At 68.6% G+C, this 15,966-nt stretch carries 9 protein-coding genes; 3 read left to right on the forward strand and 6 right to left on the reverse strand.

Annotation, left to right across the window (positions count from 1 at the left end; all coding sequences use genetic code 11):
* Window positions 1–172: 172 nt before the first annotated feature.
* Complete coding sequence (locus QZ994_RS00500; RefSeq protein ID WP_290866770.1) at window positions 173–1,309, forward strand: iron-containing alcohol dehydrogenase; 1,137 nt, start codon at window positions 173–175, stop codon at window positions 1,307–1,309.
* On the opposite strand, the gene QZ994_RS00505 is transcribed toward QZ994_RS00500, so the two are convergent.
* The 3 genes from QZ994_RS00505 to QZ994_RS00515 form a co-directional block, all read right to left on the reverse strand.
* Window positions 1,301–2,635, reverse strand: coding sequence for a hemolysin family protein (locus tag QZ994_RS00505; RefSeq protein WP_290866773.1), 1,335 nt, complete (start codon window positions 2,633–2,635; stop codon window positions 1,301–1,303). The genes QZ994_RS00500 and QZ994_RS00505 overlap by 9 nt on opposite strands.
* 31 nt (window positions 2,636–2,666) lie before the next feature.
* Window positions 2,667–3,737, reverse strand: coding sequence for a patatin-like phospholipase family protein (locus QZ994_RS00510; RefSeq protein ID WP_290866776.1), 1,071 nt, complete (start codon window positions 3,735–3,737; stop codon window positions 2,667–2,669).
* Between the two features lie 79 nt (window positions 3,738–3,816).
* A complete protein-coding gene (locus QZ994_RS00515; RefSeq protein WP_290866779.1) occupies window positions 3,817–6,165 on the reverse strand; it encodes a Tex family protein in 2,349 nt (782 codons plus the stop codon).
* 200 nt (window positions 6,166–6,365) lie between these two features.
* Between QZ994_RS00515 and QZ994_RS00520 the strand changes: the two genes are divergently transcribed.
* Window positions 6,366–7,400, forward strand: coding sequence for a quinone-dependent dihydroorotate dehydrogenase (locus QZ994_RS00520; protein WP_290866782.1), 1,035 nt, complete (start codon window positions 6,366–6,368; stop codon window positions 7,398–7,400).
* Here QZ994_RS00520 and QZ994_RS00525 read toward each other — a convergent pair.
* The 3 genes from QZ994_RS00525 to QZ994_RS00535 form a co-directional block, all read right to left on the reverse strand.
* Window positions 7,390–9,105 (reverse strand): HDOD domain-containing protein, encoded by a 1,716-nt coding sequence (locus tag QZ994_RS00525; protein WP_290866785.1) that lies wholly within the window; start codon window positions 9,103–9,105, stop codon window positions 7,390–7,392. The two genes, QZ994_RS00520 and QZ994_RS00525, sit on opposite strands and share 11 nt — an antisense overlap.
* A gap of 153 nt (window positions 9,106–9,258) precedes the next feature.
* On the reverse strand, window positions 9,259–12,609 hold the full coding sequence (locus tag QZ994_RS00530) for an exodeoxyribonuclease V subunit beta (protein WP_290866789.1): 3,351 nt from the start codon (window positions 12,607–12,609) through the stop codon (window positions 9,259–9,261).
* Complete coding sequence (locus tag QZ994_RS00535) at window positions 12,606–15,452, reverse strand: PD-(D/E)XK nuclease family protein (protein WP_290866790.1); 2,847 nt, start codon at window positions 15,450–15,452, stop codon at window positions 12,606–12,608. The genes QZ994_RS00530 and QZ994_RS00535 overlap by 4 nt, the downstream gene beginning before the upstream one ends.
* Before the next feature lie 159 nt (window positions 15,453–15,611).
* Between QZ994_RS00535 and trxA the strand changes: the two genes are divergently transcribed.
* On the forward strand, window positions 15,612–15,941 hold the full coding sequence (trxA, locus tag QZ994_RS00540; protein WP_290866793.1) for a thioredoxin TrxA: 330 nt from the start codon (window positions 15,612–15,614) through the stop codon (window positions 15,939–15,941).
* The last annotated feature ends 25 nt before the right edge of the window (window positions 15,942–15,966 follow it).

Raw genomic sequence — 15,966 nt, forward strand, 5'->3', positions numbered from 1 at the left:
TCCCCCGTGACCCGGGGGCCAGTTGTGCATTTTGACGTGCATTCGCCCTGGGGCTTCCCCCTAGGAGCCACCCTGGCAGGGAAGCGAGGAGAGTCCCTGACGTGGCCCTCCGGCCCTGCAGGCTACAGTTTTGAGGTCCCCTCCTGCCTCCGGCTCAAGCCGCTCTGTCGCCATGTCCACCATCCTCTATCTCACCCAGATCCAGTTTGCGTTCGGGGCCATCGGCCGGTTGGCGGCCGAGTGCGAGCGGGTCGGCATCCGCAGGCCGCTGATCGTGACCGATGCGGGCGTGCGCGCGGCCGGCGTGCTGCAGAAAGCCCTGGATGCCCTGTCCGGCTGGCCCGTGACCGTGTTCGACCAGACGCCGCCCAACCCGACCGAGGCCTCGGTGCGTGCGGCCCATGCGATCTGGCAGGCCGGCGAATGCGACGGTCTCATCGCGGTGGGCGGGGGCTCCAGCATCGACCTGGCCAAGGGCCTGGCCATCATGGCCACCCACCCCGGGCCACTGACGACCTACGCCACCATCGAGGGCGGATCACCTAGGATCACCGCAGCGGTCGCGCCCCTGATCGCGGTGCCGACCACCTCAGGCACGGGCAGCGAGGTGGCGCGTGGGGCCATCGTCATCGTCGACGATGGGCGCAAGCTGGGCTTCCACTCCTGGCACCTGATGCCCAAGGCCGCCATCTGCGATCCCGAGTTGACGCTGGGCCTGCCTGCGGCGCTCACGGCCGCCACGGGCATGGACGCCATCGCGCATTGCATGGAAACCTTCATGGCGCCGGCTTTCAACCCACCGGCCGATGGCATCGCGCTCGATGGCCTGGCGCGCGCCTGGGCCCACATCGAACGCGCCACCCAGGATGGCAGCGACCGGGAAGCCCGCCTCAACATGATGAGCGCCTCGATGCAGGGGGCCATGGCCTTTCAGAAAGGCCTGGGCGTGGTGCACAGCCTCAGCCACAGCCTGGGCGGCGTGAACCCGCGCCTGCACCATGGCACGCTCAATGCGATGTTCCTGCCCGCGGTGGTGCGCTTCAACGCCGAAGCCGAGTCCATTCAAAAAGAACGCCGCCTGGAGCGCATGGCCCATGCCATGGGCCTGGCTACGGCCGAAGAGATCCCGGGGGCGATCCAGTCCCTGAACCGGCGCCTGGGCCTGCCTTCGGGCCTGGCCGAGATGGGTGTGCAGCGCGACTGGTTCGATCGCATCGTGAGTGGCGCGCTGATGGACCATTGCCACAAGACCGGTCCGCGCCTGGCCTCCGCGCAGGACTACCTCGACCTGCTCGACGCCTCAATGTGAGCGCGCTGCCGCCGCCAGGGCTTCAACCTCGGCTTCGCTGAGGCGGGTCACCATCACCTGGTCGATCTTGTAGCTGTCGACGTCCATCACCTCGAAGCGGAAGCCGCCCCAGACCACGGTGTCGGTGCGCTTGGGAATGCGGCGCAGCATGACCATGAGGAAGCCGGCCAGGGTCTCGTACTCGCCTTGATGTGGAAGGCTGTCGAGGTCGATGGCCCGCAGCACGTCGGGGATGGCGGTGATGCCATCGATCAGCCAGGAATTGGCGTCGCGCTGCACGATCTGTTCTTCGTCAAGTGGGGCGACCAGGCTGCCCATGACGGTGCTCATCACGTCGTTGATGGTGATGATGCCCACGACCAGGCTGTATTCATTGACGATCACGGCGAAGTCTTCGTGCGCCTGCCGGAACTGCAACAGCACCTCCGACAGGGTGAGCCGGTCGGGCACGCTGAGCACCTTGCTGATCAGGCCCTCGGCGCGCAGCGAGATGGGCTGGGCATTGAGCGCGCGGCTGAGCAGGTATTTGGAATCCACATAGCCCAGCACGTGGTCGATGTCGCCATCGCAGACCAGGTAGGTGGAGTGCGGGTACTGCTCGATGCGGGCACGGATCAGGGCCTCGCTGTCGTCCACCAGGAAGTGGATGATGCTGTCGCGGGCCGTCATGGCGCTGGTGACGAGGCGCGTGTCGAGTTCGATCACGTTCTCGATCACGCGGTGCTCGGCGCCTGCCAGCACACCGGCTTCGGCACCCGCCTCGGCCATGGCCAGGATGTCGTGATGGGTGATGGCGTCGTCGCGCTGGTCAGGCAGGCCCAGCACCTTGAAAAGCGTGTCGGTCAGGCGCTTGAAGAACCAGACGATGGGCCGAAACAGCAGCAGGAAACCGTGCATGGGGCCCACCACGCGCACGGCCACGTGCTCGGGCGAGTTCATGCCCAGGCGCTTGGGGAAGAGGTCGGCCAGCAGGATGAAGAGGCTGGTCACCAGCACGAAGGAGCCGGCGACGCTGAAGGTCTCGACGTGCTCGGTGGTGAACGGCAGCTGGGTCAGCACCGAGCGGATCACGGGCGAGAAAGCCCCCTCGCCCACGATGCCGCCCAGAATGGCCACCGAGTTCTGGCCAATCTGGATGACGGTGAAGTAGTCGCCGGGCTCGTCCTGCACGGCCATCACACGCTCGGCGCGGACGTCGCCCTGGTCGGCCATCTGGCGCAGGCGCATGCGGCGCGAGGCCGCCACGGCCAGCTCGGAGATCGAGAAAAAGGCGCTGGCCGCGATCAGGGCCGCGATGAGCATCAGGCTGCCTGCAGTGGAATCCATGCGGTGAGTGTAGCGATTGCCGGGTGACAGGTCACAGCGCCTGCAATTCGCTTGCCGGGCACCCACGGGCCAGCCAGTCCTGCCATTCATTGGCCAGCTGGGCGCTGCGGGCCACGGCCTCGGTCCAGGCGGCCACGCGCTCGGTGTGGGCCAGGCTGAGGAAGTCGTGGCGATCGGGCAGCTTGCCGCCCGGCAGGGTCCTGACCCACTCGGGGTTGGGGGCCAGCAGCACCATGTTGTCGAGAGCCGGTGTGGCGCCATGGCGCCAGCGCAGGGTCTTGTCCAGCCAGCCGGGGATCACCTGGCGCTGAAAGTGCGGGTAGAGCACCAGGCCCTCGGGCATCGACGCATAGGGCCAGTGAAGGTGGTAGTCGACCAGGCCACCGTCCCAGTGGTTGCCCCGCGGCGTGCCGGGGATGTCGCGCACCGGGTCAAGCACAAAGGGGATGCTGCAGGAGGCCTGCATGGCGGGCATGAAGTTGGCCTCGTCCAGCGTTGTGTGGCGGGTGGGCAGATCGGTGAAGCGCAAGGGCAAGGGCTCGCCGGGGGATGAGAGCACGGTGCGTTCCAGGAAGGCGCCCACAGCTCGGCGCGAGAGCACATTGCCCAGCGCCAGGCCACCGAAGCCCAGGGCGGTGCGGCGGCGCCCGGCGCGACGCAGCACCTGCCGGCCCGCAGCGGTGAGCACGTGCAGGCGCCAGCGCGGATGGTGGAGGATGTGGCCCAGATCGGCTCCGAAAAAATCCAGCAGGGTTTGCGCAAAGGCGGCGCTGACCTCGGTCGGGCTGGGCTTCTTCAGCCCAGGGCCCGTGCCGAACTGCTGGTGGATGTAGGCGTGGGCAAAGCGGCTGAGCGCCTGCCCCGGATCCGGCATGGCGGCGGTGGCCATGCGCCAGGCCCCGATCGACGCCCCCACCAGGTGCACCGTGTGACCACCCAAGGGCAGCCAGTGCGCAAACAGGTGCTGGTCGAGGTGGTGGAGGATCAGCCCTTTGGGGCCGCCTGCGGCGCCGGGCACCAGGTGGACATCGGCAGGGCGCAGGCCATGGGCGGTGATGTGGCGGCGAGCCCGTTCGCCCGCGTGGATGTGCAAGGCCTTCATGGCCGGGAGCATAGCCCAGCCATGAAGGCCGCCAAGCCTCACACCTGGCCGGGTGTGGGCTGACGGCGGCGCGAGCGGCTCAGCGCTTGGGCTGCAGCTTGGCGAAGGCGGCGGCCATGGCCGATTGGCCCTGGGGTTGCACTGCAGCGCCCCGCCCTGCCCCACCGGGCGCCCGTTCGTTGCGGGCCGCAGGCCGGAAGCCGTTGTCGCGCGCCGCGCCCGCGCCCTTCGGGCCGGTAGCGGTGTCGAGCTTCATCGTCAGCGAGATGCGGTTGCGAGAGAGGTCGACCTCCAGCACCTTGACCTTGACGATGTCGCCGGTCTTGACCACCTCGCGGGCGTCGGTCACGAACTTGTTGGAGAGCTGGCTCACGTGCACCAGCCCGTCCTGGTGCACCCCCAGGTCAACGAAGGCGCCGAACTGGGCGACGTTGCTCACGGTCCCCTCCAGCGTCATGCCTTCCTTCAGGTCCTTGATGTCTTCGACGCCATCGTTGAAGCGGGCGACCTTGAAGTCGGGGCGCGGATCGCGGCCAGGCTTTTCCAGCTCGGAGAGGATGTCCTTCACCGTGATGGCACCGAACTTCTCATCGGCAAAGGCCTCGGGGCGCAGGGTGCGGATCACGTCGGCATTGCCGATCAGTTCCTGCACCGGGCGGCCGACCTTGGCGCTGATCTTCTCGACCACAGGATAGGTTTCGGGGTGCACGCCCGAGAGGTCCAGCGGGTTGTCGCCACCACGGATGCGCAGGAAGCCGGCGGCCAGCTCGAAGGTCTTGGCGCCGAGGCCGGCCACGTCCATCAGCTGCTTGCGGTTGCGGAAGGCCCCGTTGGCATCGCGCCAGCGCACGATGCTGTTGGCCACCGCCGAGCTCAGGCCCGAGACGCGTGACAGCAGCGGGGCCGAGGCGGTGTTCAGGTCCACGCCCACGCCGTTGACGCAGTCTTCCACCACGGCGTCCAGGGTCTTGGCCAGCTCGCTCTGGTTGACGTCGTGCTGGTACTGGCCCACGCCGATGCTCTTGGGGTCGATCTTGACCAGCTCGGCCAGCGGGTCCTGCAGGCGGCGCGCAATCGACACGGCGCCACGCAGGCTCACGTCCAGATCGGGCAGTTCCTTGCTGGCGAATTCCGAGGCCGAGTAGACCGAAGCGCCCGCCTCGCTCACCACCACTTTGTCGATCACGGCGCCGGGCGCCAGCTGTTGCAGGCGCTTGATCAGGTCGGCGGCCAGCTTGTCGGTCTCGCGGCTGGCGGTGCCGTTGCCGATGGCGATCAGGTTCACGCCGTGTGTGGCGCAAAGCTTGGCCAGGGTGTGGATCGAGCCTTCCCAGTCCTTGCGCGGTTCGTGCGGGTAGACGGTGCTGGTGTCGAGCACCTTGCCGGTGTCGCTCACCACGGCCACCTTCACGCCGGTGCGGATGCCCGGGTCCAGGCCCATGACCACGCGCTTGCCGGCGGGGGCGGCCAGAAGCAGGTCTCGCAGGTTCTCGGCAAAGACCTTGATGGCGGTGGCCTCGGCCGATTCGCGCAGGCGGCCGAACAGGTCGCGCTCCAGGCTCAGGCTCAGCTTGACCTTCCAGGTCCAGGCGATGCTTTTGCGGATCAGGTCATCCGATGCGCGCTTGGCGTGGCTCCAGCCCAGGTGCACGGCGATGCGGCCTTCGGCCATGGTGGGCTTGCCGGGCACGACTTCTTCGTCCAGCGCCAGCTTGGCGTCCAGCACCTCTTGCGTGCGGCCACGGAAGACCGCCAGGGCGCGGTGCGAGGGCACGGTGCGGATGGGCTCGTCGTAGTCGAAGTAGTCGCGGAACTTGGCGATGTCGGGGTGGTTCTCGTCCTTGCCGTCCATCAGCTTGGACTTGAACAGGCCCTCGGTCCACAGCCAGTCGCGCAGCTTGCCGATCAGGGTGGCGTCTTCGGCCCAACGTTCGCTGAGGATGTCGCGCACGCCGTCGAGCACGGCAAGCGGGTCGGCGAAACCGGCCTCGGCGTTGACGAAGGCGGCGGCCTCGGCCTGCGGGTCGAGCGTCGGGTCGGCAAAGAGCTTGTCGGCCAGGGGCTCGATGCCGGCTTCGCGGGCGATCATGCCCTTGGTGCGGCGCTTTTGCTTGTAGGGCAGGTAGAGGTCTTCCAGCTCCTGCTTGGTGGGCGCAGCCTCGATGGCGGCGCGCAATTCGGGCGTGAGCTTGCCCTGCTCGTCGATGCTCTTGATGACGGCGGCGCGCCGGTCCTCCAGCTCGCGCAGGTAGCCCAGCCGGGCTTCGAGCTCGCGCAGCTGAGTGTCGTCGAGGCCATCGGTGGCCTCCTTGCGGTAGCGTGCGATGAAGGGCACGGTGGCGCCCCCGTCCAGCAGCTCAACGGCGGATTTGACTTGGGCGAGGCGAACCTTCAGTTCGGCCGCCAGTTGCGTCAGGATCTTGTCCAAGGGATGGCCCTGCTTGTCTAGCATTCATAGAGGCCGCTTGCGGGGAACCGTTTCCCGGCAGGCGGAGCACCGAGGGGGCGCAGTTTGCCACAGGGTCCGGCGCTGGCCGTGGTGCCGGATGGGTACCGGTGGGCCCGGCATCGGCGACAATAGAGCCTTCGTCCGACTCACCGGTGCCCCTGCGCCCGTTACCGCCTGCCATGGCCTTGATCTCTTATTTCCTGCCGAAGTCCGTCCTGTTCAAGCTGGACCCGGAGGCCGCGCACGACCTGACCATCGCCGCCCTGGCCCGCTTTCAGAACACGCCGCTGGCCTGCCTCTGGAGCGCCCAGCGCGTGCAGGACCCGGTGGAGCTGGCAGGCATCACCTTCCCCAACCGGGTGGGCATGGCTGCGGGCCTGGACAAGAACGGCCGCGTGATCGATGGCCTGGGGGCGATGGGTTTTGGCTTTGTGGAAGTGGGCACCGTCACGCCCAAGCCACAGCCGGGCAACCCCAAGCCGCGCATGTTCCGCCTGCCCGAGGCCAACGCCTTGATCAACCGCCTGGGCTTCAACAACGAAGGGCTTGACAGCTTCCTGGCCAATGTGAAGCGCGCGCGCTTTCGCCAGCAGGGTGGCATCCTGGGCCTGAACATCGGCAAGAATGCCGTGACGCCCATCGAGAATGCGGTCGATGACTACCTGATTGGCCTGGAGGGTGTCTTCCCCCACGCCGACTACATCACGGTCAACATCTCCAGCCCGAACACCAAGAACCTGCGCGCCCTGCAAAGCGACGAGGCGCTGGACGCCCTGTTGGGTCAACTGCAGGAACGCCGCCAGCAGCTCATCAAGCAGCATGGTCGCAGCGTGCCCATGTTCGTGAAGATCGCGCCGGATCTGGACGAAACCCAGGTGGGGGTGATCGCTGCGACGCTGCAGAAAAACGGCATCGATGGCGTGATCGCCACCAACACCACCATCTCGCGCGAGGCCGTGCAAGGCCTGGCCCATGCGGACGAGATGGGCGGCCTCAGTGGCGCGCCGGTGCTGGAAGCCAGCAACCAGGTCATCCGCCAGCTGCGTGCGGCCCTGGGCCCGCGCTACCCCATCATCGGCGTGGGCGGGGTGATGAGCGCGGCCGATGCCCAGGCGAAACGCGATGCCGGGGCCGACCTGGTCCAGATCTACACCGGCCTGATCTACGCAGGCCCGCAGCTGGTGCAGGACTGCGCCCGCGCACTCAAGGGCTGACGGGCTCTTCCTTGCGGCCGTCCACCAGGCGGACGGCCACTTCCAGCGCCTGCTGGCATTCCTTCATGTCCACATCCAGCGCCCTGGCATAACGGGCCACGGCCTGTTGCGTGGCGTGCAGCACCTTGGCCGCGGGCATGACATGGGCGTCGGTCAATTCATTGGCCAGACTGGCCACGGTGCGCAGGGTCTCTTCCGGGCCGATGGGTTTGCGGACTGGCGCCGTGCGGTTGAAGGGCCTGGCGGCCTGGATCAGGCGCTCCTGCATGCCCCAGTGCTTGAGCACGGCGGCGGTGAGGTCGTCGAGGTTCACACCCAGCACGGCGCTGGCAGCGGCCTCCTGGCTCATGCCTGGCGAGGGCGCGCTGCTGTCGCCCGTGGGCGGCCCAGGCAGCATGAGGCGGCTGATCTGCGCGGCCTCATCGGGAAAATGGTAGAGGATGAGCAACCAGCCCAGGCGCTGAGAGGTGGCCGACATCAGACCCTCTTCGTCGCTCACGCTGAAGGGCACCAGCAAGCGGGCGATGTGGCCGGCGATGCACGCCAGGCGCATCTCCTTGCCCAGGGCCAGCACGGCCTGCTGCCCAGCCTCCGCATTGGCCGTGACCCGGGCCTGCAGCGCGCCGGGCCAGGCCCGCACGGTGCCCGCCACGCGGCGCATGCCCTGTTGCCCCATGAGCACCATGGCCCGCGACAAGGTGGTCACCCCGTCGTCGGCCGAGCGGCTGCTGAAACCGGCGGCATTGGCGGCGCGCAGCATCTCCCATCCCAAGGTGGGATTGCGGGCGACTACGTCCACAAAGTCGTCGACACGCAGGGTGTCCTGGTTGAGCGCAGCCTGAAGGGCTTGCGGCATGCCGGGCCGACCAGGCAGGCTGCCCACCGAATTGAGCCGGTCCAGCAGAAAGAGCAGCGGGCTGGAGGCTTCCTGCGCATTGGTCTTGATCCAGCCCTGCAGCGCGCTGAGCAGCGTGCGGGCATTGAGGTAGCGCTGGCGCTGCTGGCGGTCGGTGGCGCGGTTGACGATGGCGCGCAGCGTGTCGACCACGGGTGTGGGCGTGTTCCAAGGCAGGCGCACGATCTCGGGGCCGACGCGCGAGGCGGCGCTGGCGAGGTCGCTGTCGTCCAGTGCCGGGTGGCCGGCCAGCAAGCGGTGCATCAGCAGGCCGACCATGAGCACATCGCGCTCGCTGCCCTGGCGGGCCTGGGTGCGAGCCTGGGCGACGAGGTTGGGGTGTCCAGGCTGGGTCTGGGCCAGGCCCACACCGAGGCCGACCAGCATGGCCTGGCCGTTGCCGTCGAGCAGCACGTTGTGGAGGCCGATGTCGAGGTGGGCCATGCCGGCTTCATGGGCGTAAGCCAGGCCCTCCAGCAGCTGGGCCGTCCAGTTGGCGACCTCGAAGGCCGTCGGCGCAGGAGGCAGTTGGAGGCGCTCGGCCAGGCTGATGCCCCCCCCTTTCACGCAGGTGACGAAGGGCCAGCCCTCGTGGTTGCCTTGCTCCAGCACCTCGGCCAGGCGCGGGTGATTCAGGCGTGACGACTGTTGTGTGTCTTCGCCCCAGCGCAGGCGCTCGGCAGGCGAGGCCGGCTGCACCCGGGGCACGCACAGCATCACGTCCTGCTTCAGCCGCGGGTCAAAGGCCAGCCAGGTGCTCGACGCCAGGCTGCGCCCCAGCATCTGGCGCAACTCGAAGCGTCCGAACATCCGGGGTGCGGCAGGGGTGGGGGGCGAGGCTAAGGCCATGGCGGGAGTCAAGGCAGGTCGTCCTTCGTGGGTAATGCCTCACGATTTCACACCATCCTGCCCTTTCGCAATGCGCCGTCAAGGTCCGGAAACCCGGGTCATTTCCATGCTGTCTCACGCTACGGTGGGCTGACCTCCCTCGTTCAGCGGCAGGAACTCGCCATCGCCACTGACCAGCGCAGCCGAGACCTTGTCCCCAGGCTGCAGCGCCTGCACCGCGGCCACATAGCGTGCCATCTGCGCCTGGTAGGCCTGTGACTGCTGAGGGCTGTGGCTGAGCTTGTAGTCCAGCACCCACCAGTGACGGCCTTCGGGCGTGTCGAGCGCCACCAGGCGGTCGAGCCGGAGCACCTGGCCCTCGTGGTCCAAGGCGACCTCGTTGCCGGCCCAGGCGAGGGCATCTGGGTCCAGCCAGGTGCGCAGCTTGGGGCTGTGCAGCACCTGCCTGACCTTGCGCTCGGCCTCGGCCCAAAGCGATGCGGGCAGGCCGAGGGCCGCGGCAGCACGCTGCACGGCCTGGGCAATGCGTGTGTCGTTGCGCTGAGGCAGGGGCAGCGTGGTCAACCATTCCAGGCTGCGGTGCACGGTCTGGCCCAGACGCTGGATGTCCGTCTGCTCGGGCGAAGCGTTCCGCCCGGCGCCGCCTTCCAGTCGAGGCTGCAGCGCGGGCAACACCTTGAGGCGGGTCTGGGCAGGCTCGCTGGGCAGCGGGCCATTGGGCGTGACGCGAGCCGGCGTCCAGGGGGATTCGGGATCGATCGCACCGGCACGATGCAGGCGCTGCCACCAGCTGCCCGGGTTGACACTGCGGGGGGCCGTGCGGCTGAAGACCAGTTCTTCGCGCGCCCGTGTCAGGGCCACGTAGAGGGCGTTGAGCTCCTCCCGTGCATCGGCCTCCTGTTCTGAGGCCATGGCGGCGGCGAGGCTGGGCGGCGGCTTGCTTTCCGATTGCACGAAGGCACAGCGAAGCGGCCGCGACTCGCTTTCGGGCCAATCCACGAGCAAGGTATAGCTGTCGGAACGGCCGGCGTTGGCATCGGTGTCGACCATGAAGACGACCTTGGCCTCCAGCCCCTTGGCGCCATGAATCGTCAGCAGCTGCACGGCCCCGGCCTGACTGCGCGATGGAAGGGGCTCGGTCAGGCGTTTGAGTGCGCGCACAAACCGGTAGGGGGTGGCGTCACGCCCCGAATCCATTGAGAGGCTCTGACTCAGCAGCGCGTCCACATGGCCCAGGCTCTGGACGCGCCGGCCAGCAGGCACCACGGCGACCAGGCGGGCTCGCAGGTCCCCCTCGCTCACGATGCGCTCCAGGAGGTCGTGCGGCGGTGACACCTCGGCCATGGCCTGCCAGCGCTGCAACAGCGTGGCCGCCCGGGTCAGCGCGGCCGAAGGTGGGGTGTCGCATTGACCCTGTTCGGCCTGGCGGCACCAGGCCATGAGCGTGTCCCACCAGCTGCGGCCGTCCAGCCGGGCCACCAATGCCATGAGATCGGCATCGTTGGCGCCAAACAATGGGCTCTTGAGCGCGTGGGCCAGGGCGAGGTCGTGCTGGGGCGAGACCAGCGCGTCCAGTACAGCCAGGAGGTCACGCACCTCGGGCGTCTCGGTCAGCAGGGTGTTTTCAGGCGCCACATGGGGGATGCCAAGGGCATCCAGCGCATCGGCCACCAAGGCCAGGGTGGCACGCCGGCGGGCCAGCACCTGGATGTCGTCCGGGGCCAGGTCGCCCTGCGCCAATCGCTCGGCAATGGCGGCGGCCACCAGCGCGGCCTCGTGCTCCTTCACGCCGGTCTCCAGCGAAACCCGGGGCGTCTGCAGGCTGTCCCGCCAGGCGGCGCCCTGCTCGGTCGATTTGGCCGGGGTCGTGGGCGTGGGCAACACGCGGATCCGAGCCTGCTCGGTCGACTCGGTTGTGTGTGGCCTGAAGCCGGGGAAGGCCCCCTCGTCGTGCGCCTGGCCCATGACCTGGTTGAGCGCCTCGATCACGCCGGGCGCATTGCGGCGGGTGTGGTCACAGGCGAGCAGCGCGCCATCGAGTGCGTCGATCACGAAGCCCTTGGCCGCCTCGAACACCCGCGGATCGGCCCGGCGGAAGCGGTAGATGCTCTGCTTTGGGTCCCCCACCAGAAAGACCTGGATGGGCTGGCGACCACTGAGCCCGCCCCCCGCGCCGGCATAGGCCGATAGCCAGGACTTCAGCGTCTGCCATTGCAGGGGGCTGGTGTCCTGGAACTCGTCCATCAGCAACTGGCGCACCTGGCTGTCCAGCCGCTCCTGCACCCAGCCCGAAAGCTGTTCGTCACCCAGCAAACGTGCTGCGGCAAGCTCCAGGTCGACCATGTCGGCCTGCCCCCGTTCGGCCTTCAGCCGCGCGTACTCGGCATACAGGACGCGCGCCAGACCCGCCATCTGGCGGTGCAGCCGGTGGCCATCGCGCTGAGCCTGGGCCTGCTTGAAGCCGACCAGCCAATCCTGCGCCCAGGCCAGCTCGTCGCTGTCCCCCAGTTTCTTTTTTGGCGTGCCGGTGGCCGTCAAGAGCGCCGACACCAGGCCTTGCGCCTGCGCAGCCAGGGAGGCCTGCCCCATGGCGGCTTCCATCTCGGCCCCGGCCTTGGAGGCCAGCGCGCCCTTGCTCCCACCCAGGGTCTTGGCCAGCGCCAGAAAACGTTCTCGCAGACCTGGCGCCAGCAACGCTTCGCCAGGATCTTCCACATCGGCCCAGGCGGGCGACCATTCGGACAGCGGCTGCACGCCCCCATCCAGGCGGCCAGCCTGGTCGGCCAAGGTGATTTCCAGGCGGTTGTCGAGCGCCTTCTGCAGCCAGGCCTCGACGCTGTGTCGGCCCAGATCGGCAAACAGCGCGGTCACATGGCTCACCTCGTCGGGCACAGCCTCGCCATCGCGACGCGCCTGCTGCGCCATGGCGTCGATGCGCTTGAGGAAGCGCCCCCACAACTCGGGCCAGAGTTCGCTGGTGTCTTCGATCAGCTGGAGTTCGGGGGGGAGTGAGAGTTCAGTCAGCACGTCCAGCGGCGCGGCCTTCACCAGGCGCGAAAACCAACCGTGGATGGTGTGGATGTCGACACCCCGCCCTGCTTCCAGCCACTCCCCGTGCAGGGCCGCCAGGCGCGGCACCAGCTCGGCCACGCGCTCAGGCGGCACACCGCGTAGCCGCAGTTCGGTGGCGCGCTGCGCATCGCTGGTGTGGGCAAACTCGCGCAGCCAGCCGTGCAAGCGCTCGCGCATCTCCCCGGCCGCCTTCTTGGTGAAGGTGATGGCCAGGATCTGGTGGGCTGGCACCCCATCCAGCAGCGCCCGCAGGATGCGCGACACCAGCATCCACGTCTTGCCCGCGCCCGCACAGGCCTCGACGACCACACTGCGTTGCGGATCGCAAGCCACTTCGTAAAAACGCTCGCGGGGGGCCAGCTGCCCGTTGATTTCGTAGGCGGCCTGGTTCATGCCGTGGGTCCTTCTTCAGTGGGGGCGGCATCCGTCTGCCGGTGGGGCGGCCAATGGTCCTTGCGGCACAGGCCGCGCGCCTGGCACCAGGAACAGGCCACGCCTTCGCCCAGGGCAGGCATGGCGGCGCCTGCGTGCAGCCTGCGCCAGTCGTCGCTCAGGCCCTCGACCAGCGCCTGCGCCGCGTCCATCACCTCGTCCTGCGCCAACAGGGTCACGGCTTTGGGCTCCAGATGCAGGTACGCGGCCTGCAGCTTGGCGTCAGCGGGTGCCGTCGCGTCGCCCAGGTCCAGCGCCGCATAAAACGCCAGCTGCGTGTCTTCCAAAGGCTTCTTGACCTTGTCCTTGAGCGTGCCCAGGCTGCCGGTCTTGTAGTCCAGTACAAAGCGGGTTTCCTGGCCTTGACGGTGTTGCACGTCCACCCGATCCAGTTGCCCCTGCAGACTGAGCTGCAGGCCTGCGCCCAGGTCGAGCCCACGCTCACGCTTGACCTCGGTGTCCCGCACCGACCACCCCTCTGCCTCGTGCGGCCGCAGCCAGCCCACATAGGCCTGGGCCAGGCGCGGCAAGCCAGCCTGGAAGGGCAGGAACCAGGGGCGCTGCCCGTCGCGGTCCATGCCCGTGCTGCGGCACACCTCGGTGGCAGCGTCAAGCCAGGCCGCCACGTCCTGCGCCTCGTCACTCAGCGCCGTCTGCATCCCCCGGCGATCGTGGAAGAGCTTGAGCACCTCGTGCAGCCAGTTGCCGAAGTCCGAGCGGTCCAGCCCCTCCTCCAGCTCATCGACATCCCGCAGCCGCAACAAGGTTGCCGCGAAAAAACGGTAGGGACACTGCCGCAGCTGCTCGTAGGACGTCGCCGAGATGCTCGCAGGCAGGCCCAATGGCGCCCCCGTCAGCTGCGGCAACGGGGGTGTGCTTGGTGCCACGTCAACCGCCCTCTCGGGCCGCGCGTCCAGTCGTGCCGCCACCGCCGTGCCCGACAGCCCCGCCCAGCGCTCCAGCCAGGCACTCGGCTCAAGTGGTTCACTGCCCTGCCCTTGTCGATACAGACAGACCACGTCGGGCCGGCTCATCAGCAGGGCAAAGGCTTCCCACTGGGCCGCACGCAGGCTCAACGGCGTGCCCAGCCCCATCTGTTCGCACAGGCCGGCACTCAACCAGCCCGAGGCACTGCCCAGGGCACCGAGCTGGCGCTCGTCGGCACCAGGCAGCACGATGGCATGGAAGGGGCGCAGGACCGCGCGCGCCAGCGGCGTGATCACCACGTCCACGCTGCCTTCGGGGGCTGCCGGCCGGAAGGTGGTCGCTTCCAGCACCGCATTGACCCAGCGCAGAAAGCCCTGCCCGTCCAGCATCGTGCCCTGCGAAAGCGGCACCCAGGCGCCGCCCTCCCCTTCGTCGACCTGGTCCAGCTTCAGGGCCGTCCAGGCCAGTTCGCCGGCCGGGTCCGACAGCAGCTGGGCCGCAGCGCCCCCAGCCTCCAGCGCCGCACGGGTGGCCCGCAGCCATTCCCGCAAGCTGGCGCGGGCTTTTTGCCACAAAGTCTGCAAAGGGGTGGCCACGTCGGTCGCCCAGCGCAGCAAGGTCTCCGCCGGCGGCGGCACCACCCAGGATGGCGCGCCCGAGGTGGCCTCTGTTGCACCCGCCGCGGCGGGCAACAAGCCCCATGCCGACATCAACCCGCGCCGCCTGCACCAGGCCTCCAGCACGCCGCAGGCGAACCCCGAGGCTGGCCCCAGGTCTTCGGGGCCTTGCAGCCAGCCCGACTTCAACCAGTCCAGCAATTCGTCCGTGCTGGCCCGCGGGTGCGAAGCCTGGATCAGCCGCGTCACCACCGTCGCCGCCCGAGTGGTCGACAGCCGCCAGCCCGTTTCGTCCGCCACCGTGGCACCGGCCCCCTCCAGCAAGGCCCTGGCCCGCCGGATCAGGCTGCGGTCCAGGGCGATCAGGGCCACAGGCGCACCGCCCACGGCCCGCGCCGCATTGACCGCCTGCAGAACCTGGGCTGTGGCCTGCTGGGCCTCGTCCTCCGCGTCGCCGCAGGCGACCAGCACCGGGGCACGACCGGATTCGTGCCCCCCCGTCCACGCCGGCATGGCGGCACACCACCACACCGCCTGCCCCAGCGCCTTCGCGTGGCGCAGCACGGCCAGCATCAGGGCGGCTTCCGTCCCCGGAGAGACCTGCTCGCCCGCGGTCACGCCCACCCAGGCCGAAGGCCGTCTCAGGTAAAGCAGGTCGCTGGCCCAGCCCGTCTGTCCGGCCTGCAGGGACCACTCCAGGGCCCAGGCCAGCAAAACCCGCTCACGCCCGCCTGGGCCTTGTGCAAACTGCCCGGCCTTGGCCGAGGCTTGCAGCGCCTCTCGGGCGTCGTCACCGTAGGCGGCCCGCTCGGCAGGCGGCATGGCCTGCTGACGCCGCGCCCACGCATGGGCGGCGGCCACGATCTGGTCCAATGCAAACTCGAACCCTCGGCGGTCGCGACGAGCCCACTGCTGGCCCCAGGCTTCCTGCCCCAAGGCCCGGGCCGCCTGCAGCCGGTCCAGCACCGGGTCCATGCTCAAGGGCGGAAAGGCGCCAGCCTCCTCGGCAGCGGGCTGCCAGGCCCAGGCCTGGTCTTCGGCCAGGGCCGCGATGGTGTCGATGCGGGGCTGCCAGCCTCCCACGGCCCGGGTCCAGGCCATGCGTGCCTGCGAGAGCACGGCCCCCACCGGCAGAACAACCAGCGCCTCCCTCGGGTCTGCGCCCTGTTCGGACAGCACCTCGGCCAATCGCCTGGCCCACTGCTCCCAAAGCGCGTCCGTCTGGCCCTCGGGGCCCCATGCCCAATGCTCAGGCTGCAAGGAAAGGTCGGACTCAGAGGTTCCGGCTATGAAGGTCATTGAATAAGGTCTCTTGTGGCGGCGCCGGCCGTCCGCATCTTCTGTGTCAGAATCTTTGCATCCCTGCCGGGATTGCGGCCCATGTGGTGTGGCCCGCCCGGTATCTTGAAGGATAGTTCCATGAGCAGCGACCTGATCAAACACATTTCCGACGCCTCCTTCGACGCCGACGTCCTTCAATCCGCCGAGCCCGTGCTGGTGGATTATTGGGCGGAATGGTGCGGCCCTTGCAAGATGATCGCCCCCATCCTCGACGAAGTCGCCAAGGACTACAGCGGTCGCCTCAACATCGCCAAAATGAACGTCGACCAGAACCGCGACGTGCCCGCCAAGTTCGGCATCCGTGGCATCCCCACGCTGATGATCTTCAAGGGTGGCCAACTGGCTGCCACGAAGGTCGGCGCGCTGTCCAAGGCCCAGCTGACGGCCTTCATCGACGGCAACCTTTGAGATGACGGGGCTTGATGCCCCGTTT

It is taken from the genome of Aquabacterium sp., from assembly GCF_021768455.1.
GTDB lineage: Bacteria > Pseudomonadota > Gammaproteobacteria > Burkholderiales > Burkholderiaceae_C > Aquabacterium.

What these genes read in the sequence shown, in the direction of transcription:
- QZ994_RS00500 (WP_290866770.1), top strand. Translation starts at nt 173, where the DNA reads ATGTCCACCATCCTCTATCTCACCCAGATCCAGTTTGCGTTCGGGGCC.
- QZ994_RS00525 (WP_290866785.1), bottom strand. Translation starts at nt 9,105, where the DNA reads ATGTTCGGACGCTTCGAGTTGCGCCAGATGCTGGGGCGCAGCCTGGCG.
- QZ994_RS00530 (WP_290866789.1), bottom strand. Translation starts at nt 12,609, where the DNA reads ATGAACCAGGCCGCCTACGAAATCAACGGGCAGCTGGCCCCCCGCGAG.
- QZ994_RS00510 (WP_290866776.1), bottom strand. Translation starts at nt 3,737, where the DNA reads ATGAAGGCCTTGCACATCCACGCGGGCGAACGGGCTCGCCGCCACATC.
- trxA (WP_290866793.1), top strand. Translation starts at nt 15,612, where the DNA reads ATGAGCAGCGACCTGATCAAACACATTTCCGACGCCTCCTTCGACGCC.
- QZ994_RS00505 (WP_290866773.1), bottom strand. Translation starts at nt 2,635, where the DNA reads ATGGATTCCACTGCAGGCAGCCTGATGCTCATCGCGGCCCTGATCGCG.
- QZ994_RS00520 (WP_290866782.1), top strand. Translation starts at nt 6,366, where the DNA reads ATGGCCTTGATCTCTTATTTCCTGCCGAAGTCCGTCCTGTTCAAGCTG.